This is a genomic window from Petrotoga sp. SL27, assembly GCF_002924605.1.
GTDB lineage: Bacteria > Thermotogota > Thermotogae > Petrotogales > Petrotogaceae > Petrotoga > Petrotoga sibirica.
The window spans coordinates 38,250-62,543 of sequence record NZ_JAIP01000015.1 but is presented as its reverse complement, the minus strand read 5'-3'; the positions used below and the strand labels follow the sequence as shown (position 1 = coordinate 62,543).

General features: G+C 33.9%; 21 protein-coding genes. 3 read left to right on the top strand and 18 right to left on the bottom strand.

Features of this window, described 5'->3' with window-relative positions; all coding sequences use genetic code 11:
- Positions 1 to 434 precede the first annotated feature (434 nt).
- From AD60_RS06355 to AD60_RS06270, 18 genes are all read right to left on the bottom strand, one after another.
- Positions 435 to 1,886, bottom strand: coding sequence for a lipopolysaccharide biosynthesis protein (locus AD60_RS06355; protein WP_103927479.1), 1,452 nt, complete (start codon positions 1,884 to 1,886; stop codon positions 435 to 437).
- The gene (locus tag AD60_RS06350; protein WP_103927478.1) at positions 1,879 to 3,090 is read right to left on the bottom strand and encodes a glycosyltransferase; all 1,212 of its coding nucleotides are present in this window, start codon (positions 3,088 to 3,090) and stop codon (positions 1,879 to 1,881) included. Before AD60_RS06350 ends, AD60_RS06355 begins: the two co-directional genes overlap by 8 nt.
- Before the next feature lie 44 nt (positions 3,091 to 3,134).
- Positions 3,135 to 3,632 (bottom strand): winged helix-turn-helix transcriptional regulator, encoded by a 498-nt coding sequence (locus tag AD60_RS06345; RefSeq protein ID WP_103927477.1) that lies wholly within the window; start codon positions 3,630 to 3,632, stop codon positions 3,135 to 3,137.
- An 81-nt stretch (positions 3,633 to 3,713) separates the two neighbouring features.
- Complete coding sequence (locus AD60_RS06340) at positions 3,714 to 4,880, bottom strand: nucleotide sugar dehydrogenase (RefSeq protein WP_103927476.1); 1,167 nt, start codon at positions 4,878 to 4,880, stop codon at positions 3,714 to 3,716.
- A 352-nt stretch (positions 4,881 to 5,232) separates the two neighbouring features.
- Positions 5,233 to 6,495, bottom strand: a complete 1,263-nt coding sequence (locus tag AD60_RS06335; RefSeq protein WP_103927475.1) for a glycosyltransferase family 4 protein — start codon at positions 6,493 to 6,495, stop codon at positions 5,233 to 5,235.
- A gap of 430 nt (positions 6,496 to 6,925) precedes the next feature.
- On the bottom strand, positions 6,926 to 7,858 hold the full coding sequence (locus AD60_RS06330) for a GDP-L-fucose synthase (RefSeq protein WP_103927474.1): 933 nt from the start codon (positions 7,856 to 7,858) through the stop codon (positions 6,926 to 6,928).
- Between the two features lie 26 nt (positions 7,859 to 7,884).
- Complete coding sequence (gmd, locus tag AD60_RS06325; RefSeq protein ID WP_103927473.1) at positions 7,885 to 9,006, bottom strand: GDP-mannose 4,6-dehydratase; 1,122 nt, start codon at positions 9,004 to 9,006, stop codon at positions 7,885 to 7,887.
- A gap of 163 nt (positions 9,007 to 9,169) precedes the next feature.
- Positions 9,170 to 9,985 carry a glycosyltransferase family 2 protein gene (locus tag AD60_RS06320; RefSeq protein WP_158248401.1) on the bottom strand — a complete coding sequence of 272 codons (816 nt, stop codon included), beginning with the start codon at positions 9,983 to 9,985 and terminating at the stop codon, positions 9,170 to 9,172.
- 123 nt (positions 9,986 to 10,108) lie between these two features.
- On the bottom strand, positions 10,109 to 11,149 hold the full coding sequence (locus AD60_RS06315) for an EpsG family protein (protein WP_103927471.1): 1,041 nt from the start codon (positions 11,147 to 11,149) through the stop codon (positions 10,109 to 10,111).
- A 369-nt stretch (positions 11,150 to 11,518) separates the two neighbouring features.
- Positions 11,519 to 12,544, bottom strand: coding sequence for a glycosyltransferase (locus AD60_RS06310; protein ID WP_103927470.1), 1,026 nt, complete (start codon positions 12,542 to 12,544; stop codon positions 11,519 to 11,521).
- Between the two features lie 33 nt (positions 12,545 to 12,577).
- Positions 12,578 to 13,660, bottom strand: a complete 1,083-nt coding sequence (locus AD60_RS06305) for an ATP-grasp domain-containing protein (protein ID WP_103927469.1) — start codon at positions 13,658 to 13,660, stop codon at positions 12,578 to 12,580.
- 49 nt (positions 13,661 to 13,709) lie between these two features.
- Positions 13,710 to 14,387, bottom strand: a complete 678-nt coding sequence (locus tag AD60_RS06300) for a PHP domain-containing protein (RefSeq protein ID WP_103927468.1) — start codon at positions 14,385 to 14,387, stop codon at positions 13,710 to 13,712.
- Between the two features lie 275 nt (positions 14,388 to 14,662).
- Positions 14,663 to 15,529: a polysaccharide deacetylase family protein gene (locus AD60_RS06295; protein WP_103927467.1), complete on the bottom strand. Its 867-nt coding sequence runs from the start codon at positions 15,527 to 15,529 to the stop codon at positions 14,663 to 14,665.
- Positions 15,526 to 16,806 carry an exopolysaccharide biosynthesis polyprenyl glycosylphosphotransferase gene (locus tag AD60_RS06290; RefSeq protein WP_103927466.1) on the bottom strand — a complete coding sequence of 427 codons (1,281 nt, stop codon included), beginning with the start codon at positions 16,804 to 16,806 and terminating at the stop codon, positions 15,526 to 15,528. The genes AD60_RS06295 and AD60_RS06290 overlap by 4 nt, the downstream gene beginning before the upstream one ends.
- 294 nt (positions 16,807 to 17,100) lie before the next feature.
- Positions 17,101 to 17,496, bottom strand: a complete 396-nt coding sequence (locus AD60_RS06285) for a hypothetical protein (RefSeq protein ID WP_103927465.1) — start codon at positions 17,494 to 17,496, stop codon at positions 17,101 to 17,103.
- 82 nt (positions 17,497 to 17,578) lie between these two features.
- The gene (locus AD60_RS06280) at positions 17,579 to 17,788 is read right to left on the bottom strand and encodes a DUF2922 domain-containing protein (protein WP_103876959.1); all 210 of its coding nucleotides are present in this window, start codon (positions 17,786 to 17,788) and stop codon (positions 17,579 to 17,581) included.
- Between the two features lie 17 nt (positions 17,789 to 17,805).
- Positions 17,806 to 18,006 (bottom strand): hypothetical protein, encoded by a 201-nt coding sequence (locus AD60_RS06275; RefSeq protein ID WP_103076711.1) that lies wholly within the window; start codon positions 18,004 to 18,006, stop codon positions 17,806 to 17,808.
- Between the two features lie 71 nt (positions 18,007 to 18,077).
- A complete protein-coding gene (locus tag AD60_RS06270; RefSeq protein WP_103876958.1) occupies positions 18,078 to 18,293 on the bottom strand; it encodes a hypothetical protein in 216 nt (71 codons plus the stop codon).
- Positions 18,294 to 19,134: 841 nt separating this feature from the next.
- Between AD60_RS06270 and AD60_RS10200 the strand changes: the two genes are divergently transcribed.
- The 3 genes from AD60_RS10200 (at position 19,135) to AD60_RS06255 (ending at position 24,278) form a co-directional block, all read left to right on the top strand.
- On the top strand, positions 19,135 to 20,112 hold the full coding sequence (locus tag AD60_RS10200; RefSeq protein ID WP_158248400.1) for a hypothetical protein: 978 nt from the start codon (positions 19,135 to 19,137) through the stop codon (positions 20,110 to 20,112).
- 79 nt (positions 20,113 to 20,191) lie between these two features.
- Entirely contained in the window at positions 20,192 to 20,788 is a 597-nt protein-coding gene (locus tag AD60_RS10095; protein ID WP_158248399.1) for an ATP-binding protein, read from the top strand.
- The gene (locus AD60_RS06255) at positions 20,772 to 24,278 is read left to right on the top strand and encodes an N-6 DNA methylase (protein WP_103876952.1); all 3,507 of its coding nucleotides are present in this window, start codon (positions 20,772 to 20,774) and stop codon (positions 24,276 to 24,278) included. Before AD60_RS10095 ends, AD60_RS06255 begins: the two co-directional genes overlap by 17 nt.
- Positions 24,279 to 24,294: the final 16 nt, after the last annotated feature.

The window sequence follows — 24,294 nt, the reverse complement described above, 5'->3', positions numbered from 1 at the left end:
ATTTTGTATCTGAAAAATCAAATACATTATCTATTGATTTAATAACATTATAGACAAAATAAGATTGATTTGAAGATTCCTCTGGATTTCTTGTTCCAAAAAACAAAATAACTCCAACCCAAAAAATTAAAAAAATAAATGATATTATTATATATCTTCTTCTTTTCATATAATCACCTGTTTTATTCTATAACAAAACCACCTCAAATGATACCCCCAAAGTAAGTTAGGTGGCCTAAGATGGACAGGATGCAGGTCGGAACCCTCTTACTCCCCCGAATTTAAGGGACCATAGGGCCCATAAAAATGGATGGGAAGCGTGGGAAGGGCGCTAACAAAGCTCCTTTTCCTCACGGTTGGGGAGCTGGGTGAACGGAATGCTAAAAAACTTTTTCCTTATGGGTGGGAAGCTGGGGTGAAAGGGCGCTAATTTCTCACCTGCTAGCAACCCTCTCCTTCACTTCTCTCATCAAACCAACCCCCAAATCAAACACATATTTCACCTGATCTCTATACACAAACATCACAACCATCAAACCAAAAACAGCAGACACAACCTGAAAAAACATATTAATAACAAAAGTGTTTATAAAAGCAACGACCACAAAAACAAACGTACTAATAAAAAATTTACTCAAATGATAATTCACAGGGAACAAACTTCTAGATATAAACGTCCTCATACAAAAGAAAACTATATATGACACCCCTGTAGAAAATGCTGCACCCTTTGCACCATATACAGGAACAAGCATCAAATTCCCAAACACGTTAACCCCTGCTGCCACACTTGCTATCAACATATGCCAAAATGTTTTTTTCTTAAAATTGATACCAACAACCGTCGTTTCAGAAACGGTATACATAATAGGCATCAGAATCAAAAAAGAGCTAATCCCAGCAGCCTGCCTATAAGAACTTTCTAAAAGCAAAAATATCACGTCTTTAAACACAACGATCAGAAGTCCAAATACAAACATAGCTGCAGCAATAAACACAGAAGTCTTCTCAAAGATCCCCTTACTCTCAGGCTCTTTTTCATAACTCTCGTAAGAAACGGGGGTCCAAAACGTAGTAAACCCCGTTTGAATTAAATTCATCACCGCAACCACTTTGAAAGCAGCAGAATACAAGCCTATCTCCGTAAAATCAGAATAATTTCTTAAAGCCAACCTATCTATTGACTGAAAAAGCCAAGTTATAAGGAAAGTAGGAACAAAAGGAAGCCCATATCTAACAATCGATTTTATCGATTTAAAACTGACCTTGAACTTCCCAAACCACAATTCCCTTTCAAAAAAGATCGCTAATAAAGCGGTAACTATATGAGAAAAAAACAAACCAACAATAACAGCATAAAAACTTCTTGAAACGAATAATGCGTATAAAATCGTAAAAACCGCATTTGTTATTCCGTTTACTACCCTCAACGTCGAAAAAGCAATACCTCTTTTTTTCATCCGAACAGCAAGAGTGGAAAATCTCTCTAAAATACCAATTAATATAGTAACCCCCAACAAAAAAATCGGAAGAAAATGGTTATAATCCCCAAAAAGAACAAAAGAAAGCTCTTTCCAAAAGATACCAATTACAACAAAAACCACAACGCCTATACTCAAACTAGGCAGCAAAGAATCCCAAAGTAAATCCCTTCTCTTATCTTCAGACCTTTCATAAAACATCCGAACAAAACTCTGATCCGCTCCAAGAAGTGCAACATTGAGAAGTAAATTGAAAGCCAAAGTGAACATCGACGCCCTACCAAACTCTTCTGGGATTATAACCCAAGTGGTAATAGGAGTAGTGATGAAAGAAATCAAAGCAGCTATCCATTGCCCCATTGAAAATTGAAAAAAAGATTTAATAAATTCTCTCTCTTTAGGCATTGCTTCCTCCAAATCTATTTAAAGTTTCATTATAAACCTCTATTTCCTTTTCTACAATATTCTCCCACGAAAAACCCAAAGCCCTATTTCTTAAATAACTTCCATCAATTGGATTTTCTAATAAATTTACAACCGATTCAGCAAACCTTTTTTCAAAGTTTTCCCCTTCCTCGACGACTATTCCTCCATCTCCAATTGCCTCAGGTATACCTCCGTTACTGCTACCAACAACAGCCACCCCACATCCCTGTGCTTCTATAACAACAGCCCCAAATCCTTCATTCCTACTCGGAAGTATCATCACATCCATAGCATTCATATAATAAGGTACGTCTTCATGAGAAACACGACCAACAAATTTAACCTTCAAATTTCTTTTCTTACATTCATTTTCAATGCCTTTTCTTAACTCACCATCTCCAACAACTAAAAACTCAGTATCGTAGATTGAAGTTATATAAGAAAAAATTTCGGGCAATTTATCTGCCCTTTTTACATTAATAAGATTCCCTACAAACCCAACAACCTTTTTAGACAGCCCCAATTCTTTTTTTATCTTTTCTTTATCCAAAGGCTTAAAGGTATCTGGTTCAATCCCGTTGGGAATAACAACAGAATTCTCACCAGCATATCCAAATGATTTAGCTTTGTTCAATAAGGCATTACTTACAAAGATAACCTTTGCAGCATTTTCTAAAACATCAACGTACAATTCTTTTGCCTTAGGCATCGCTAAGTTTATATCGCTACCATGGCAAGTAACCATATATGGAATATTTAACTTTTGCGATAAAAGTTTTGCAATTAATCCAGCAGGTGCGCCATACATCCCATGGGCATGGATTATATCAAACTCATTATCCTTAATTTTATCAAACAGATCCTCCGCAACTTCTTTTGAATCTTTAATTTGATTATTTTTCTTTAATATCTTTGAGTTAAAGATATCAATTACATTCCTCCTAAAAGACGCATATTTGTATTTTACACCATGGACTTCATAAAATGAAGCAGTAACACTTGCATTAGTTTTTGAAAGAATCTTTCTTAAAAGTTTTACTCCAAAAGTATCTTTAGAAGTAATGCCATAAACATCGAAATTTATATCAAAGCTTTGTAGAGCTTTAAGTCTGTTTGTTATGAATGTTCCAGCCGAAGGAATATGAGGAAAAGGAAACAAATTTGTTATGAACAGTACCTTCACTATTTATCAACTCCGAATGTAATTGTAGTTATAATATTGAGAAATTAAGAATATATCAAAAACTCACATTTCCAACCTTCGAGCTTCTCTCTATCTTCAACATTCCAGTACAGTACAACGTTTGTACTTTCTATTTTCTCAACATCGTTTTCTGTTATGTATTTAACTCTTAACTCTTTCAATATCCCTTCTATTATTTCCTTCATTTCTTTATCTTTACTAAATAGAACGTAAGTTCTATTTCTTCCATATGTTTGTATTATTCTTTCTATGTTTTGTTTTATCAGCAATGTCCTTCTGTAGTATATTTTCATATACTCTATTGTCTTTTTACTCTTTTCTTTGAATCCTTCTGGGGTTAGTATGTACCTGAAACTCTTGCTATTCAACCTTTCTAATTTGACAAACCCTTTTTTGATGAACTTTTTTAAAAGTAAATTCACCATTCCTAAGGATAACCCTGTTTTTTCTGAAAGGTCTCTTTGAGTTATATCAGAATTCTTTTCCAATTCTTCTAATATGAGTATCTCATTATCTTGCATAATATTCAACACCTTCGTTCAATTTTTGAACAATGTAAAAAGATTATACTATAAAAAATAGAATTTTGCAAACATTGTTTTTCAATCCCTCTGGTACAAATCTCTAGTATAAACTTTTTCTATAACATCTTTTAATTCTTCATGCATTCTGTTCGTCAGTATTAACTCTGATTTTTGTTTGAAATGGTTGATGTCGTTAATCACTTCTAAATTGTAAAAGTTGTTTTCCTTTAGTTCTGGTTCGTAAATAATTATTTCAATTCCATATTTTCTTAAGATCTGCATAACATCTAAAATAGCTGATTGCCTGAAGTTATCTGAATCCTTTTTCATTGTTAATCTATATATTCCAACTACTTTTGGATTTCTTTTTATTACCATGTTTGCTATGTGTTCTTTTCTTGTTCTGTTTGCTTCTACTATGGCTGTCATTAAACTATTCGGTACATTTTCATAATTTGCCAATAATTGCTTTGTATCCTTCGGAAGACAGTACCCACCATAGCCAAAAGAAGGGTTGTTGTAGAAATTTCCTATTCTTGGATCTAAACATACTCCCTCTATTATTTGCTTTGTGTCTAACCCTCTTATTTCAGCAAAGGTGTCTAATTCATTGAAGAAAGATACTCTCATAGCTAAATATGTGTTGGCAAATAATTTTATCGCTTCGGCTTCTGTGGAGTCTGTGAATAATGTTGGGACATCTTTTTTTATCGCTCCTTGTAATAACAGATCTGCAAATATTTTTGCCTTTTCACTCTTTTCTCCAATGACTATTCTTGAAGGGTATAAGTTATCATATAAGGCCTTTCCTTCTCTCAAGAATTCTGGAGAAAATATAATATTCTCGGTTTTAAATTTTTCTCTTGCTTCTTTTGTATATCCAACAGGAATAGTTGATTTTATTATCATTGTTGCCTTTGGGTTGATCTCAAGTACATCTTTTATTACACCATCAACAGAACTTGTATCAAAATAGTTTCTTTCCGTGTCATAATCTGTGGGGGTTGCTATTATTATATATTCTGCATTTTTATAAGCCTTTTGCTTGTCAGTTGTGGCTGTTAAATTGAGATCTTTTGTATTTAAGTAGTCTTGTATTTCTTTGTCTGTTATCGGTGATTTTTTATTGTTAATCATGTCTACTTTTTCTTCTACCACATCTAAGGCTAATACTTCATTGTGTTGAGAAAGCAGTACTGCCAATGATAGTCCCACATATCCCAGACCTACAACTGTGATTTTCATTTGTTAATCAACTCCTTTTAGCGAATAAAATAAATCGTTAAAGTTAAGGAAAACTATTTCTTTTGATTTCCTTCCAGAAATAGTGAATAGGTAAAATAAAGTATGAGCAAATGTTTAAAGAATTTGGTATTATTTATAAAAGTGCAAAATATAAGAGGTTAGAAAAGCACTACCCAAATTGTTTGAACACATACCGAATATGACAGAAGCAGACTAAACATCAAAGATAGAACAACAACGTAATACAATTAACCTATCTCCGAATTCCAAAAAAAGCAGCTAAGTTCCAATTCTTCAGTAAAGTTTTTTTGCATTTCTTTTTGGACATGCGTATACTTAATTCAATTCCAACTTAATTGCCTGCTGTTTTCGTTAGAGAACCATTACCATTCAAAATTTCTCGATAAAGATCTATATATTTTTTAGCCACTATTTTGCTGTCAAACTCCCTAACTACTTTTTCTCTAGCATTTTTACAAAGTTCATCATAGTTTTCAGCGTTTGAAACCCACTCGATACCATAAGCTAAATCTTTGCTTTCATATGGTTTGGCTTTATATCCATCAACTTTATGCGTTACTATATCTTTTGGCCCTGTTGCGTCAAAGCATACAACAGGAGTACCACATGCCATAGACTCTGCCAATGTTTTACCAAAAGCATCCATCAGACTTGGTGCAACAAAAAGATCTGCACTACTGTAAGCAAGCCTTAAAGAAATATTATCATGCAAATATCCAAAACTTTTATATTCAAATCCTAAATCTTCAACTACACTTTTATCTACATTACCAAAAAAGCATAAAAAGTAACTCTCTTTATCTAAATAATTCAGCGCCTCTATATACTTACTAAAACCTTTATAAAAATCATGAAGATTAATGGCCCCACATAAAACCACTTTTTTATCTGTGTTAATACCTAAAATAGCTCTCGCCACATTTTTATTCACCGGAAAAAACTCATTTGTATCAATATTGTTAGGTATTGTCCGAACATCGAACTTCCGAAACAGTTCGCTTTCCTTTGCTTCATCAGACAACCACTGGCTTATTCCAACCAATTTCATGCTTTTTGGGAGATATTTCTTTTTTCTATTTAAGACTAACTTTGAAAGATCATAACTCCTAGTACTTTTCAATTGTTCACAATTACCGCAGCCTGTTTTGTACTTTTTGCATCCCATAGAATAGTGGCATCCACCTGTCATCGGCCACATGTCTCTCATAGTCCACACTATTGGCTTATCTACCTTTCTCAAATGCTTGATATTCACAAATCCTCCATTTATCCAGTGTAGATGAATAATATCAGCTTCCTTGTATTCTTTTACTTTTGTAAAATTTACTCCGAACATTCCAGTGCTGAATGGTACCCGTTTCCCTTTGGGATAAAAGAATAAAAGCAAGTTATCAACCTGCCCTCGTATGATATTAAGAACTTTATCTTTTTTTGACTTCACAGTCGTAATAACATTATCGTCGTCATAAGTGATTTTACTATTTGTAAATACCTTGCTTTCTACTCCCAGTTCTCTTAATCCACAATGTAGCCAATATGCTCCCCGTGCAGCACCACCGCTTAATTCGCCTGCTACTATGTGTAATACTTTCATTATTTTTCATCCCCTAACAACTCCATTAATTCGCTTGATATGGCTAACCGAATACTGGTTCTTTCCACTGATTGTTGAATTATCCATTATTCCCAAGAAAAAGAACTTTCTGTCTCAACATCTCAAATTTGTTTCTTCCATACATTATCCTTTTAATAACTTTTAGTTTATTCACAGAACCTTCTGCTAGTCCATTGTTGTATTTATATATAATGCTTTTCTAACCGCTTGCATATCTCTTTTTAACCCATTCACAAATTTATCTATCTTTCTGATCTTTAAATTATTGGCTTTTTCTATCTATTCTTCAACTTTTTCAACGTTCTTTGATTTCAACATCTGATTGATTTTTGTTAACTATATCAACTAAGGCTAATCAACGCAATTGTTAGTAAAAAGAATCACTTTTATTTTAGTGAATGCAACCTCTTTAACTTCCCCAATTCTCCTTAAACCACTGGTATGTGAGTTTTAACCCTTCTTTCAATTCTATCTTATGTCTCCATCCAGTGTTATACAATCTTGTTACATCTAAAAGCTTTCTTGGTGTTCCATCAGGTTTGGTTGTGTCGAATCTTATTTCTCCTTCGTATCCTACAACTTCTTTTATCAATTGTGCGAGTTCTTTTATCGTTAAATCTTCTCCTGTCCCTATGTTTATTGGTTCATTTCCATCGTAGTTGTTCATAAGATGTAATACAGCGTCTGCCAAATCGTCTACATGCAGGAACTCCCTTCTTGGATCCCCCGTTCCCCATACCTCAACGTATGGTTTGTTGTTTATTTTTGCTTCATGGAATTTTCTTAGTATAGCTGCTAATGCGTGGGATGTTTCCAAATCAAAGTTGTCGTTTGGGCCGTACAAGTTTGTTGGCATCACACTTATGAAGTTAGTTCCATATTGTTTGTTGAAGTATTGGCACATTTTTAATCCCGCTATCTTTGCTATTGCATACGCCTCGTTTGTTGGTTCTAAAGGTCCTGTGAGTAGATAATCTTCCTTTATTGGTTGTGGACATAGTTTTGGATATATACAAGAACTTCCTAGGAAAAGTAATTTTTTCACTCCGTAGTCATATGATGCTTTGATTACATTACTTTCTATCATTATGTTGATGTAAGCAAAATCTGCTGGATATGTGTCGTTTGCTTTTATTCCTCCAACTTTTGCCGCTGCTAAAAATACATATTCAGGCCTTTCTTTTTGAAAGAACTCTTGTGTTTGTTGTTGGTTTGTTAAGTCTAACTCTTTGTGTGTTCTTGTTATTATATTCGTGTATCCTTCATTTTTCAACTTTCTGTATATAGCTGATCCTACCAACCCCGTGTGTCCAGCTAAGTATATCTTACTGTCTTTGTTCATTAAAAAGAACTCCTTTCAAATATTTTCTACTCTTTTATCCATTCGTTTCTTTGATTTTCTTTCAAGGCGAGTTTTAGATCGTTTTCTACCATTATTTTTACAAGTTCTTTGAATTTCACTTGTGGTTCCCAGTTTAGTTTTTCTTTTGCCTTTGTTGAGTCTCCAACTAACAAATTAACTTCTGTAGGTCTAAAGTATACTGGATCAACTTCTATTATTGTATCCCCTAATTTTAGCGGTGTTTTTATATCGTCAAGCACTGCTTCGAGTTTTTCTTTATCTAAACTGTCTACTATTCCTTTTTCATTGCTTCCTTTGCCTTTCCATTTTATGCTAACTCCTAAGTTACTAAAGGTTTCTTCACAGAATTCCCTTACACTGTGTGTTTCTCCCGTTGCTATGACATAATCGTCTGGTTCATCTTGTTGGAGCATCAACCACATGGCTTTTATGTAATCAGGTGCGTATCCCCAATCCCTTTTGGCTGATAAGTTTCCTAAGTATAACTTTTGTTGCCTTCCAACAAGGATCCTTGTCGCTGCCCTCGTGATTTTCCTTGTAACGAAAGTTTCTCCTCTTCTTGGTGATTCGTGGTTAAATAGTATGCCGTTTGAGGCGTGTAATCCATAGGCTTCCCTGTAATTTATGGTTATCCAATAGGCATATAATTTTGCAGCAGCGTATGGGCTTCGTGGATAAAAAGGTGTTTTTTCTGTTTGAGGTATTTCTTGCACTTCTCCATATAATTCAGATGTGCTTGCTTGATAGAACTTTGTCTTTTTTTCTAATCCTAATAGTTTAATCGCTTCAAGAATCTTTAGTGTACCTAAAGCTACCGTTTCAGCTGTATATTCAGGTGATTCAAAAGAAACCTTAACGTGACTTTGAGCAGCTAAATTGTATACTTCATCAGGTTCAACTTCTTTCATGATTCTTATTAAGTTTGTGGAATCAGTTGAATCCCCATAGTGTAGGATCAATCTCCTATTTTTTTCATGAGGATCTTGGTATATGTTATCTATTCTTTTTGTGTTGAATGAAGAAGATCTTCTTATTATTCCGTGAACTGTATATCCTTTTTTAAGCAGATATTCTGCTAAATAGCTTCCGTCTTGTCCGGTTATTCCTGTGATGAGTGCAGTTTTCATTTGGGCTCCTCCTTTTTCCCCTTCACTACAGCAATCTCAAAATATAATTAAAAAACAAAAATTGCAGTGTTTACGTCTATCGTTCCCCTGTTAGAAAGGCTTTTATTTTTGAACTTTTTCAATTCCATGTTAAATGATTTAGATCAATGATTAATCATCACGTTTATTCATTTTGAAATATAGAATTTCTCCACCTTCTAAGCTGATAGATGAATGAAGGAGAAGATAATTTTCTTATAATAAATTTTAAAATATTAATATAAAACACTATGTGTATTTTTATTTTTTGCGTTTTTTTGGGTGCATATTTTAGTGATATTTCTTTAGTTTCGCGATAAGACTTTAGTTTGTTCTTTGAGGAAACACCTGTTTCTTCAAAATTTGATATAATGAGACCTATTTCTTTAAATTTTCGTTTTTTTTGGTACATATGTAGAAAGAAATCATAATCTGAACATATTTTATAACTATTTGAAAATAAATTATTCTTTAATAGCTGAGCTCTTACGAAAACAGATTGGTGTGCAAAAATCATTCCATAATTTATATTCTGTAATCTTTTAGGTTTGCTGATCATCTCTAACTTTTCATTAGCTATTAAATTGGTTTTTCCATAGATAATGTCAGCTTCCTTAAAAATAGAGTCATCTTCAAATATTTTGGAAATAACTTCTTCATCAAAAAAAGTATCCCCAGCATTCATAAAAATGATCCAATCTCCCATTGATGCTTTTATCCCCTTGTTCATTGCATCATATATACCGTTGTCTTTTTCATATATATACATAAATCGTTTTAATTTATTCTCTATTAAATTTTTATTGGTTTTTATGTATTCTTCTGAACCGTCTTCTGATTTTCCATCGACAATAATTAGCTCGATATTATTATATTTTTGTTTTAAAACTGAATCAAGAGTCTTTTTTAAACCAGTTTTATTGTTCAAAGTGACAGTTATAATAGTAACCAACGGGCCCATTAGTGTCCTCCAGTTTTTATTAGGCGGAAGCTTGTTCATCCATAAATAATGTGCTAAAGTAATTGGTTAAAAAAATCTTTTCGCTAGGTGTTCTTTATTATTTGAAATTTTTTGTGTGCATTTTTATATTTTACCAATAACATTTATCGCATTTATAGCAAAAGCATAGCTTAAATTTATAATTAGGGCACCTTTTTTATAGCCTTTTACATAAGATAAAGATAATATAAACATTTCCAAAGTAAAGTAAAAGCCCAAAATTCTAGAAGCCATTTCATTTAAAGAATTGAAAAAAATGAACATAAACATAAAAATTATAAAGAATGTTCTAACAATCCTTAATTGAGAAAAAATGTAGTCTTCTTTTTTTATCTTTCCGAAAAAGTACTCACTTAATAAAAATATCAGTAATATAGGTAAATACTTTATTGTAAAATCAACTCTACCTTCGGTAAGATTCCTATTAAGATAACCAGAATAAGGAGTATAACTAATTATAATCGGAAGTAATATTATAAGAACTATACTGATAGTTAGAAATAACAACTTTACTAAATTAATATTAAGACTGAGTTCTAATCTAGAAGTGGGGTCTTTTTTTTCAAAGAAATATTTCTTTTTTGCAAAGTAAATTATAAAAATAATAAGAAAATAAAACATCGACGAACTTAAATGAATAAAAGGGGCAAAAGCAAAAGTAATTAAAGAATAAATAATTTTATTATTCAAAAAAAACCAAATAGCTATAAAAACAATTAAACTCGCCATGTATTGCCTTAGCCCATTATTAACCCCTAAAGTAAAAGCGGTAGAAAAAAAAGCAAAAATTAATGATATACATTTATTTACCTTGTTTTTAGAATTTTTGATATATAGTCTAATGCTTAGGTAAGTTAATACTCCTATCAAAAACTGAATAACAAGGATTACGTTTCTATTATTTAAAAATGGCCTTAAAAGTATTATTAAAAAAGAGAATAAAGGTTCATAGTAAGGATAATCTACGTAAGCGACGTAATTTGGAATGTCGTAAGTGTCAGGTTTTAGTAAATATATTATAATAAAAATAGCAACAGAAGAAACTATGAAGAAAAACTTAAATTTTTTGTTATAAACAAGTATAGATATAAGATGTTGCAAAGAATATAAAAATCCTAAAATCATTTTTTCTCTCCTAAATATATTTAATTATTTAATGGCTTCCTTCTATCGCAAAAGTTGTGGTGTCTCTTCTTAAAATTTGCTATGTCCATAATTAGAACAAGGTTCTATTACAAAAGGTGTAAGAAAAATGCTGAATTAAATTAAGCTTATCAAGGGCAATAAAGAAAACTTAAAATCGACTTACATGTTGATTGCATCTCCTTGTTGTTCTATCTTTGCTATGTACCACTGCACTATTATATTCAGAATCTGCTCAAAGAATTTGGTTAGCTATTTTCTCATTTGATATCACTTCAGATGTATCTAGGGTTCTTCCAATTATACTAGATTATTTAATCATTTATTCATATTAATTTTTCCTTCAACTTTCTAATATTTTACTCTATACAAAATATTGTCGAACTTATTAATTTGTCTCATAATAGCTATATAAAGACGAGGAAAATGTAATAATAATAACAATAAGATTTTGGCAACTTTCACTTTTTTCGTTTTAGGTTGGTAGATTTTTAATTCTTTTCTTATAAACTTATTTTTTAATAATCTAATAACCATTTTTTTGGTTTTTTTATCTTTCTTATCGAATGACACCAGTCCTCCACTTACCATATTCCAATAATATCGTGGTTTAAATTTATTTCTAAAAATTTCTTTTTCTTCTGTTCCATTTTGGAGAAAACTTTCAATTAAAAACATAGCTTTCATAATATGCAGAGATTTAATACTGGATGTGTGTGTAGCAGAGTTTTTATGATAAAAATAGTAACTTAAAACTTTTTTTATACACACGATGAATTTTGCTTTCAAAAAGGCATTAAATGTGAACACAATATCCTCACCCTGCGCTATTCCTTTAGGAAAGTAAATATTATTATCATTCAAAAAAGATTTTTTGTATAAAGCACTCCCTATTCCAATCCAAAGGTTCTTTAGCATATATTCTTTTATTAACGAATCATTCTTTTCTATATACATGTAATGATCTTCATATTTTCTTAATGGTTTTCCCTTTGGATTTATTATATCGTATCCCCAATAAACAATATCTGGTATAGTTACCATCTTTAATTTCTGATTTATATCCTTAATTAAATCCTCATGAATAATATCATCAGCGTCTAAAAAAAAGACGTAATCTCCTTTTGCTTCTTTAATGCCCACATTTCTTGCAACACTCACTCCTTCATTTTCTTTATCTATTATTCTATACATAAAATCACAATCTTTTAATAATTCCTTTAGAAGCTCTTTTGAATTATCCTTAGAACCATCATTGATAAAGATTACTTCAAAATTTTTTTCTTTTTGTTTTTTTATACTATTCACACTGTTACTGATTAATTTTCCAGCATTATAAAATGGGACTATTATAGATATTAATGGTTTCTCTTTCATAAGAAATTTCTCCTTTTACTATCTTTTTATTCGCTATTTATTTTTTAAAATTGAATATAATAATGTTGTAAAAATTGGTTTTATGTCATGAACATCTATTATTTGATAGATAACATTATCATGTTTTTCAAAAATCTTTTGCATTTTTTCTTTAAAACTTAGCTTTTTATCTTTCAAAATACTCATCAAATCTCCTGGGAAAAACCATCTAAAATAATAATTTTCGTTGTAAGTTTTATCTACTTCACAAGGTTTTATATTTTCGAGATAAACTTTTAGAAGTGAATCAAGAAAATTTTTTCCTGCAAATAAAGCTAATCCAATTGTTCCCCACATTCTAGGATTTATTTCCATTAACACAAGCTGTGAATTCCTTGGGTCCTCTTTGAATTCAACCATGGCAAGGCCACTCCAATTTAAACTGTTCAAAAGTTTTCTTCCAATAGATAAAGCATCATTATCATAAACTGAAATAGCCAAAGTACTTGGTCCACCACTAGGTGGGTATTCTCTGATTCTTTGATGGCAAAACCCGAATACCTCTTCTCCATTGTAGTATAAAAATGATGCTCCGATAGCCTTCCCACCATTTGGTATGTACTCCTGAATTAAAGGGAAACCATACTTTTCAATGTATTCTGAATTTAAACTATTCAACAAATCTTCTTTGTTGCTTAAATAAACGATACCCCTTGAACCCGAACTTTTTCGAGGCTTTAATACGAGTGGGAAGAAGTCGATTTTAGCAATATTTTTTTTAAAATCTTCAAGATTTTCAAAAATAAACGTTTTTGGTACGCGAACACCTAACTTTTCGGCAAATTGGATTGTTTTTAGTTTATCTTGACATATTTCAAAACTTGTTAAATCTGGAGCCACTACAGGAACTTTAAACGTCTGGGTATTCTTAGCAAAAAATTCGACACTTTTTTCATTACATGGTATAACCAGATCAATTTTATTTTTATTGATTATTTCCGTTATTTTGTTCCGACTCAGTTCTTTAAAATAATAGTTTTTTTTAACGTATTTACTAGAACCACCAATAGAATATTTATTTAAACTGAATGTATACACGTTATGCCCTATCCTTCCCATTTGCCTTATTAAAGGCAAAACTTTTCTGTACTCCGCCTCAACAAATAAAATATTGTATATTTCTTTTTCACCTCAGCTTTTTTAAAACTGTTTTAAAAAAGCTTCTTTTTATTTCAACAGTTTTCAAAATTTTAGATTCGTCTGATAACAGTTTTAGTAATGTCTCTCTGTTTACATTATCATTGTCTGATCTTACTGTAATATAGCCTTTGGCTAAATCCTTCGATTTATGAGCATCGCTGCCGTAGCCCTTGATTTTTTTGTATCTTTTTGCCAACTTGTAGGATTTTTGAATTTCAAACTTGGTAAAATATTTTGCGTTGAAAACTTCTATTATGTCAATTTCATCTATGTAAGGTAATACTATCTTAAGTTTTGGTTTTCCTTTTCTGTATAAATCATATGGATGAGGTAAATAGGCTATTCCGCCTTGATTTTTAATTTCTTTTAGTGTTTTGCTAAAAGTTAATTGGGGGGGAATCCTTTTTTTTATAAAAAGACCAATAACTTCTCCTGCGTCTGAGGTCATAATTTCTTCACCGGTAATGAACCATTTATTTTCTATTTTATAAAACTCTTTTCCTCTTGAGTATTGTTCATGAAATTCAAAATTATCATGATCTGTAACTGCAAAAACGTCTATTTCATCATTTTTTAAAAAATCTTCTAAACTTAATTTAGCGTCATACGAATAAGAACTATGATTATGAAGGTCAATCGATAATTTTCCAGATTGTTTATTCATTGTTAATTATATCTCCTAAACTTTATCAATATAACTATTCCTCCCAACTAACAAAAAGCAAATCAATTTCACAGACATAAATACTATCTAACTAAATATCCAATTACTGTGTCAACTAACTACGAAATAATATGTTTCAAGGATTTTTTAAATTTTTCCATTCAAACCAATTTCTATCTCTATTTAGAGCAAAGTGTTCTTGTTGTGAAAAGACAGTCTGATTTAAATATATTATTTGATCAATATCTTGTTCAGTATATTCTCTTATGACCAATTTAAATGGACCTTCCTTCGTAATTATATATTACTTCGGATATTGTTCTGCTTTTATCAATTCTAACAATTTTACGAACCTTTTTATGAAAATTTCTTACGCCTATGTATGTTTTTATATACTTATTAACCTTCAAATTATGCAATCTTGGATGATCCCCTATCACTTCTCTTGGATGGAAATAAAACATGAAGTAATTATTGTTTTTCTTTTTTGTTTGTTTTATTAAATGTTTTTGTACAAATAATGGGATAATTCTTGAAAATCCCCCGCCTATTGGTATTCGAAAAAATCTGTTTTTGTATACAGAGATAGGAAACTCATAAAACTTTTTGTTTTTAGATTCTATGCTAAAAGGGCACGAAGTGAATTGAGAATTACCTCCTGTTTCTCTTTTTGCAGGGAAAACACTTGCATCATAGTTAAAACCTATTTCGGATAAAATATCTATTAAATGTAAATAATCATGAGATGAAAATCCAGGCGCCCTATAACCGATTACTTCTTTGCCTATTATTTGTTCTAGAAGAGTTTTACTTTTGAGTATGTCGTGGGATATTTCTTCATCATTTAATTTGTTTAATTCTTTATGGTAATAACCGTGGCACCCTATTTCATGTCCCCTTCTGTCAATTTCTTTTATGAGCGAAGGATGCTTTTCAGCGATCCAACCAAGGACAAAAAAAGTAGCTTTGCTATTATTTTCATCTAATAAATCTAAAATTTTGTGGGTACCTTCCTCTACTATTGATGGTAACTCATCCCATCGATCGTACGGGGGAATGTTCGCATTCAAAATGTGGAACCAGTCTTCCACATCTACCGTTATAAATGTATAGGGAATATCTATATAATTTATTCGATTCACCTTGTCCCCCTCATTCCTACCATTGTTTCAAGTGTCTTGAGCATTATTTTAATATCTAGAAATATGTTCCTGTTTTTTATGTAATACAGATCGTATTCTGTCTTTTTCATGTAGTCTTCAAGGGTTGATGTGTGTTTGTAGTGTATCTGTGCCCATCCTGTTATTCCTGGGTTTAGTTTGAGTCTGTAATTGTAGAAAGGAATTTGGTTTGACATCATGTTATGAAACTCTAACATTTCTGGTCTGGGACCTACAATAGACATATTCCCTTTTATTATATTCCAAAATTGGGGTAGTTCGTCAAGTCTCAACTTTCTTATTATTTTCCCACTTTTTAAAACACGTTTTTCTATATCTTTGTTTGGGTCGTTTGGGTCTATTTCCGCTTCTTTCAAAGATCTAAATTTGTTGATAATGAATATTTGTTCGTCTTTTCCCATTCTTTTTTGTTTGTAAATAATGGGTTTGCCATCTTCAATCAGTATAGCTAAGCTTATTATCAACATAAATGGAGAGAATAGTATTAAAAGTAAAGTTCCAAAGAATTTGTCAATTATCTTTTGTGACGGAGATGGTTGAATGTTTTGAAACACGACCTCGTAATACTCTTTGAATTTTTGAGTAACTTCTATTGGTATGCGTTTTAGGTATTTTTCTACCATGTTCGGTAAGTATTGAATCTCTAGACCTTCTGCTTTGTAGTTTTGTATTTGTGGTTTTACCCTTTCTTCTAGTTCTGGGTCTGTTATTACTATGCCGTGTATTGTTTGAGTTAATGTTTTTTGTGTGTTTTGTTTTATTATTTCATCGAGTGCTGCTGGGTTTGGGTTTATGTATTGTGTGAACTTTATTTTGTTGAGCGATTTTTCTGAGATTTCTTCCATTATGTGACCTATTTCTTCTTTTTTGCCTATTACGAGGTAGTTTTTTACAGACATGTGTTTTTCGTAGATATTATATTCTATTTTGTGTATTATTGGCAAGAGGGTTATTGTGTACAATTGGTTGGTGAGGAAAAAGTATCTGTTGAAGTACTTATTGAGGAAGAAGTAGATAATTAGTATAACGATGAAACTCACAAGAGTTCCAACGGTGGTTTTTATTAAAGTTTCTGTGTAACTTTTCATCGTTTCTGTGTCGTATGTTCTGAAGGAGTATATCCCAAGGTATATTATTAGAGATGAGATTATTGAGATGGTTATTGGTAGGTTCAATAAGAATGCGTTCATAATGAATATGAGCGCTATGTCTAATAAGTGAACCGCTGCTTTTCGCATCTTCGAGTCTAACCCCCTGTTAGATGTTGTGAGTTGCCGTTTTGATAAAATCCCTGTGGTTGTTTAAAGTTAAGCTTTAATTGTTGTTTTAAGTTGAAATTGTGAAATTTGTTTGTTTTTCGATATTTATTATAGCATATTCTTTTAAAAAATCGACCACTTGGTGGAGTTAATTTTACTGAAGATTAATTAAAAGGGGATTAAAATGGGCGGAGGGCTCCCCACCCATGTGGAAAAGGATCTTTATTAGCGCCCCCTCGCCCCGCTCCCCACCCATTTTAAGGAAAGGGAAATTTATTCGTAGTGTGCTAGGTCTTCTTCGACAATCATTACTTCTTCTAAGTTTCTTAGGTAAAAGGGGTATTCTTTTGGTACGTAGGGCATTTTTGCTTTTCTTTTTCCGATGTCGCTTTTTATTTTTAGCTGTACAAATTTTTTCATGTATCCTGTGAAATTTCCTTTGAGATTGAAACTGTCTATCGCACATAGGAAGAGGTAAGTTAAACTTCCAAAGCTGTCTTCAAAGTCTATGCCGCAACTTTTGGTGAGTTTGTTTGCTTCGTTGACAAGGAAGCCTTTGTATTTGGTGAATAGGGTTTCTTTTGATTCTTTGTCGCCTTTTTTGGAGAGTGTTACTAATTCGTTGTCTGTTAGTTTGGTGTAGTTTTGATGTTTTATGGTGGTTTCCACCTTTTTTACAAGTATATTATACGTGCGTATACTAATATATCAAAAAAACTCATGCCCCGTCAAGAGGCATGAGTGTGTTTCTTTATTGAATGAGGTTAAACACTTCATTTGTCGTTGTTTCAACGATTTCTGCTTCGTCTACTTGTGCAGTTGTTGGTACTAATACCCCTATCAAGCTTTGCATTATTGGTTCTATTTCTGCTTGCGTTAGTGTTTCTAATACTCCGTCTACTGATAGGGTTTTGCTTTTTCCTTCTGCTGGGTCATAGAATTTCATTCTTAATCTTCTCATTCTCTATTTCCTCCTTTTTAGATTATTTCGTAGCTTTCGTCGAAGTAATAAACCGCATTGGTGTTTTCACAGAGTGAGACTAATCCTTGTAAGGCGGTTTTTATGTCTGCTTCTACGTCTGTGAATAAGTCGTAGCTTTTATACTTTTTTTGTTCTTTTCCGTCTACTATGCTTATCCAGACGATCTTTGCTTTTCTTGATTCTAAGTTCATTGCCATGTGTTACCTCCTCCTGTGTGTTTTTGTTTTCTTTGGTTTGGCCTGCTTTACTTCCCCGGGGAGAAATCATTTTATGCTTTTTCTGGTTCTTTTGGTTTTGGAAATAGTAACGCTACTACTCCGTCGATGAGTATGGAGATTATTAGATCCATGATCGGAGAGTATTTACCAATGGATTTTAGGAATTCTCTAACTGCGTTTAGGACGATTTCTTTTTTCTTTTTGCCATTGCCAGGTACTTCCACCATTTGTACAAGGTCTGGGATTAATCCTACTATTTCTTTCATTTTCTCACCTCCACTAATAGTATCCGTAAGAATACTTAAATTGAGGTAAATAATTGTTTACTGTTTGATCTTTTCCCGCCCGCCGCCCTTTGTGGAAGGGACTCCGTCCCTTTTGATCCCTAAGCTTTAAGGGGTTTTGCCCCTTATGAACACTTTTTTAAAGGCTTTGACTTTAAGATTTATTATCTATTCCCACCCACCACCCTCAGAGGATAAATTTTTGATCCACCTGGGTCAAAAATTGGGACAGTTTTGGGTCAAATTTTGACCCAGTAGTGGGTCAATTTTTGGGACAGCCTATAAGGTATTTATATTTATTAATATAAATATATAAAAATATATAATATATTTTTTTCTCATTTTGTAGGCAGAAAACAAAGGTTTGCAGTCTAAGGTAAAAAAGTCTGTTGTGGTTAAAGGGGCTTCGCCCCTTAGGATCCCTTTTAGAAAACTAAAAAACTTGTTTTAGTAGGGACTTAGTCCCTTATGATCTTTTTTTCGAAAGCTTTGCTTTTGAGTTTTTTGCTGGATTTTATTAAATCTTTTCCCACCCACCACCCATTACGTCGCCCGCCGCCCATAGAGGATTTCTTTTTATGATGCGTATCGCCCATAGAGGATTTTTTATTTTTTGAAACTTTTTATTTTTTTATTTTTTTTGCAGATATTACTATTGGGAAGAAAAAAATTTTTGGAATGCTGAGGTGATTTTGTGAATGTTTTTAGTCTTTTGAACCATTTTTTCAGGGAAAATGAGAGGGAGAAGGTTTCTTCTTCTGCCACAAAACTTTATTTCTTTTTGATTTACGAGGCGAATAAGAGTTATTGGGAGGGACCTTTGATGTTTTCTGAGCGAAAGCTTTCTTCACTTCTTTCTTTTAGCAAGAATACAGTTTCTAAGTCTTTAAGCGAACTTGAGGATAGGGGATTGATTATTTGCTATCCGCGAAAAGGGAACAGCCTCTCGGCAGATAAGGAAAACAGCCTCACGGCAAATGAGGAAGGGGGCCTCTCGGCAAACAAGGAAGACAGCCTTACGGTGAACAAGGAAGGCGGCTTCACGGCAGACAAGGAAGGCGGCTTCACGGCAAATGTGGAGGGTAAAGGGGCTAGTTCTAGTGCTTTTTGGTTTGCTGATTTGGAATTAAGTGAAACAGCCTCACGGCAGACAAGGATGACGGCCTCAAAGCAAATGAGGATGGAGAAAAAAGAGGTTTACGATAAAGGGGTGAGGTATAATGTTCACGGACCAGGAGGACACAGCCTCGCGGCAAATAAGGAAAACAGCCTCAAGCATCCCGAAGGGGGTTCAAGGAAAGAGAGCTTCACGGCAAGTGTCAAGGGTAAAGGGGCTAGTTCTAGTGCTTTTTGGTTTGCTGATTTGGAATTAAGTGAAACAGCCTCACGGCAGACAAGGATGACGGCCTCAAAGCAAATGAGGAATGAGAAAAAAGCGGTTTACGATAAGGGGGTGAGGTATAATGTTCACGGAGCAGGGGGAAACGGCCTTACGGTGAATAAGGAAAACAACCTTAAGGCAAATGTGGAGGGTAAAGGGGCTAGTTCTAGTGCTTTTTGGTTTGCTGATTTGGAATTAAGAGAGACGGCCTCACGGCAGACAAGGATGACAGCCTCAAAGCAAATGAGGAAGGAGAAAAAAGAGGTTTACGATAAAGGGGTGAGGTATAATGTTCACGGAGCAGGAGGACACAGCCTCGCGGCAAATAAGGAAAACAGCCTCAAGCATCCCGAAGGGGGTTCAAGGAAAGGCAGCTTCATGGCAAATAAGGGAGGGAGCAAGTACGCCAAATTCTTCTGAGAAGCGATGCTTTTGTAAGGATCCTGAAAATTGCCCAACACATGGGATTTTAGGCAATAATTATATGTGTTCGATTTATATGAATTATTTGAATGGGAGTAGGAGTTATAGGGATATTTCTCCAAAGATTTACCTTGATGCCTCGTTTGATAATTTTCTTGCACTGAATGAGCATTTGAGGAAGGGTTTAACTAAGTGCCGTCACTTCGTTGAGGAGAAGTTATGGGAGAAGGGTGTTGGTTTGATACTGTATGGAGGATACGGTACGGGGAAGAGTAGGTTAGGTTTTACGGTGTTAAAAGAGGCGGCTGTTATGGGTTGTACTATTGGTGTTTTGGATGTGTTGAGGGATTTTGAGAATTTTGAGGGTGCCGATGCCGCTGTTAAGAGAGCGCTTGATTCTGATTTGATTTTTATAGACGATCTTGGTGCCAAAGGTTATGATTGGATAGGGCAGAAGATAAGAATCGTTATAGACGAGGTCAATAGGAACCAAAAAAGCGTTATAATTTCTACAAACTTGAATCCCAAAGAGCTGGTTAATTTTTTGGAAGATAGAACCGTTTCAAGGTTGCTGGAAATCGTTCCAAAAGAAGGTTTGATTTATTTGGGTGAAGAGGATTTTAGGATGAAAAAGCGAGAAGAGAAGGTGGCTTATTTTGAACAGATCCGTTAAGAAAATGGCTTTGGAGCTTAAGAGTATCCTGCAAAGAGAGGTCATAAATGAAAAAGACAGCCTCACGGCACATAAGGAAAGGGGCCTCAAACGCCCCGAAGGGGGTTCAAGGAAAAATAGCCTCAAGCACCCCGAAGGGGGTTCAAGGAAAGACAGCCTCACGGTAGATGAGGAGAGTGTTTTGTTGGATGTTTTTTTGAGTTTTATTGTCTTAAGAGTTTTACAGGCAAAGGGAAACATCCTCACGGCAAATATGAGAAACAGCCTCAAGCACCCCGAAGGGGTTTCAAGGGAAGACAGCCTCATCGCAGATAAGGATGGTTTGGAATCAGATCTTTTGGGTGATTATCTTACTGGGGTTCAACTTCTGAATAGAGCTTTTGATTGTTGTTATTTAAGTGATGAGATTAAAAGCCGAATTACTTGCCAAACGATAGAAAAAGTCAGAGATTTGTTTCAAATTGTGAAAGATGAAGATTGGAAGAAAGAGGAGATTATTTCTTGGTCTTACGAGTATTTCAACGAAGGCAGCCCCCTCGCAGGTAAGGATTTAAAGGGTAAAAATGGAGTTACTTCACAGTTTTATACACCAAAATGGATTGTGGATTATTTGGTGGAAAATACGTTGGGGAAATGTTACGGAGAAAACAGCCTCACGGCAAATGAGGAAGAAAGCCTCAAACGCCCCGAAAGGGGTTCAAGGAAAGACAGCCTCACGGCAGGTGATGAGAAGAGTTTGGACATTGAGGATGTTAAGGTTATAGACCCGGCTTGTGGATGTGGGAACTTTGTTATAGGGGTTTACGATAAGTTGAGAGAGATGTATCAAAATAAAGGTTACGATGATGCTTTGATTCCAAAACTTATAATTACTAAGAATTTATACGGTATAGATATAGATGAGAACGCTGTTGAAATTACGAATTTGTTGTTGAGATTGAAGGCTTTGGAGGATGGAGCATATGAGAAGATTGAAACAAACATAGTAGCTGTTCCGAAAGGGAACAGCCTCACGGCACATAAGGAAGACAGCCTCAAGCGCCCCGAAAGGGGTTCAAGGAAAGACACCCTCACGGCAAATGAGGAAGGGCAGAATGAGTATTTGAAGAAGTTTGAAAAGATAGGAAGCTTAATGAGAAGAGAGGATGTTTTAAGTTTAAAGGAGTCAGGTATAAACGATGAACGATTGAAGAAAGCTTTAGATATTCTTTCTTTGAAATACGATATTGTTTTGACTAACCCTCCTTATTTAGATTCCTCTGATTATGATTTTGAATTGAAGAGGTACATAAACGAGGATTATAGTGAGTTTAAAAAAAATCTGTACGCCTGCTTTATTAAAAAGAGTTGCGAATTGGTGAAGAAGAATGGATTTGTTGGTATGATTACCCCTCAAACCTTTATGTTTATTGGAAGCTATGAGAAGACAAGAAGGTTCATATTAGATAACTTTCAGATAGAGAGATTGGTTCATTTTGGCCTTGGAGGGGTGTTTGATAACGCTTTAGTGGATACAGCGATGTTTGTTTTGAGAAGAGCTGAAGACAGCCTCACGGCACATAAGGAAAACAGCCTCAAGCGCCCCGAAGGGGGTTCAAGGAAAGACAGCCTCACGGCAAGTGAGGAGGGGAGTTTGGGTGAATATATAAACTTGACCTCTTTTAACGGGAAAGATTCTAAGAAACGGGCTTTATTTTCTATTTGGAAAGACAGCCTCACGGCACATAAGGAAGACAGCCTCAAGCGCCCCGAAGGGGGTTCAAGGAAAGACAGCCTCACGGCAAGTGAGGAAAAGAAGCGAGAGGATTATCTTTCTAAGTATGTTTTTAGGGTTGATAAGAACGTTTTTACAAAGGTTCCGAGGGTTCCTTTCATTTATTGGGTGGATTCAGACGTTGTACGTACCTTTGAAAACGAGCCTTTGGAGAAGTTCGCTGATGCACGACAGGGGATAGCTACTGGTGATAACAAAAGGTTTTTGAGGTACTTTTGGGAAGTTAGAAGAGAAGATATTAAAGATGGAAAGAAATGGGTCCCATATGCCAAAGGTGGACCTTACAATAAATGGTATGGCAATTTGTGGCGGGTTATAGCCTTCGATGAAGAGAATTATAATCTATTGTCAAAAATGGGGAACTATCTTCCAAATAGAAAGTACTATTTCAAAAAGGGGATAACTTACACGATGACAACCTCGAAAGGGGCAACTTTTAGATATCTCCCTTCTGGGTTCTTGTTCGATTGTAAGGGTAGTAGTTTGTTTTTTTCAAAAGATGAAGATATCTTTAGGTTTTTGGGCTTGCTCAATAGTAGTTTGTTTTCTTACTTGGAGAGTTTTATAGCAGGAAGCGTGGATTTGGAGGTTGGGGATTTGAAAAAGCTTCCCGTTCCACAAGGTTTGTTTGAGGGTTCTTCTGAGACTCAGGCGTTAGAAGCGCTTGCTAGATTGAACGTAGCGATTAAAAAGCAGAATACCGAGATATATCCAAACGAACTGCACTTCAACGAGGAGAGTATCGATGGTGTTTCTAAGTTTTATGATTTCATAGAGAGTAAAAACGCTCTTGATACCTATCTGCTTCTTTCTGAAGGTTTGATAGATATACTCATAATGGAGTTGTACAGTTTGAAAGAAAGAAAATTTGAGGAGATTTATAAAACAGTGGGGATTCCTACGGCCTTTTTCCCTTTTTCTAACGGTAAAGGTGTAAAGGGTTTGCCCCCATTAAGAGAACTATTGAAAGACCAGTATCTTTATGAATTTGGTTTGAATGAAGCTGAACTTTTCAAAATAGAAAATTTTATTAAGGAGGCTTATAATAATAAAATCAGGTCTTTAATTTCCATTATGCCTTTTGATGAAGGTGTAACCAACTATCATCGAAGAGAGCCATACGATAACTATGTGGAAAGAAAAGCAGAAGAAAGTTTTCAAAGTCCTATTTCCGTCTACAACAGTATGAGTAACCAAGATCAGATTTTAGCAAAATTAGCTTTTGTAAGAATAGATAACGGTATCCAAAGGTATCTTTTGAATGCGGATACGGGTTTTATCCCCTTTGGATTTTCAATCGATGAAGAAAATAGATTGTTATCCTCAATATTCGATGAAAACAGCCTCACGGTAAATAAGGAGCGTTCTGAATTAGAGAGTATTGTGAAGAAAAGTTTGAGGGATTATATCTTTAAAGATTACCTAAAACTTCATGAAAAGTTTTATAAAGATAGGCCTATCGTTTGGAAATTGGGAAAGAGAGATTGTGGTTTTTTAGTTCATTATCATAACTTGAACGAAAAAACGAAGATCAATATCTTGAACTTTTTGAAAAAGAGGGTAAAAGAAACAGCCTCACGGCACATAGGGAAGACAGCCTCACGGCAAATAAGGAATGAAAAGGAAAGTTTCAAGGAATTGATAAAGATAATAGAGTCGAAGAATTTTGAATTGAACATAGATGATGGAGTTTTGAGAAATAGAGAGCTTTTTTAGTAATTCTTTATATATC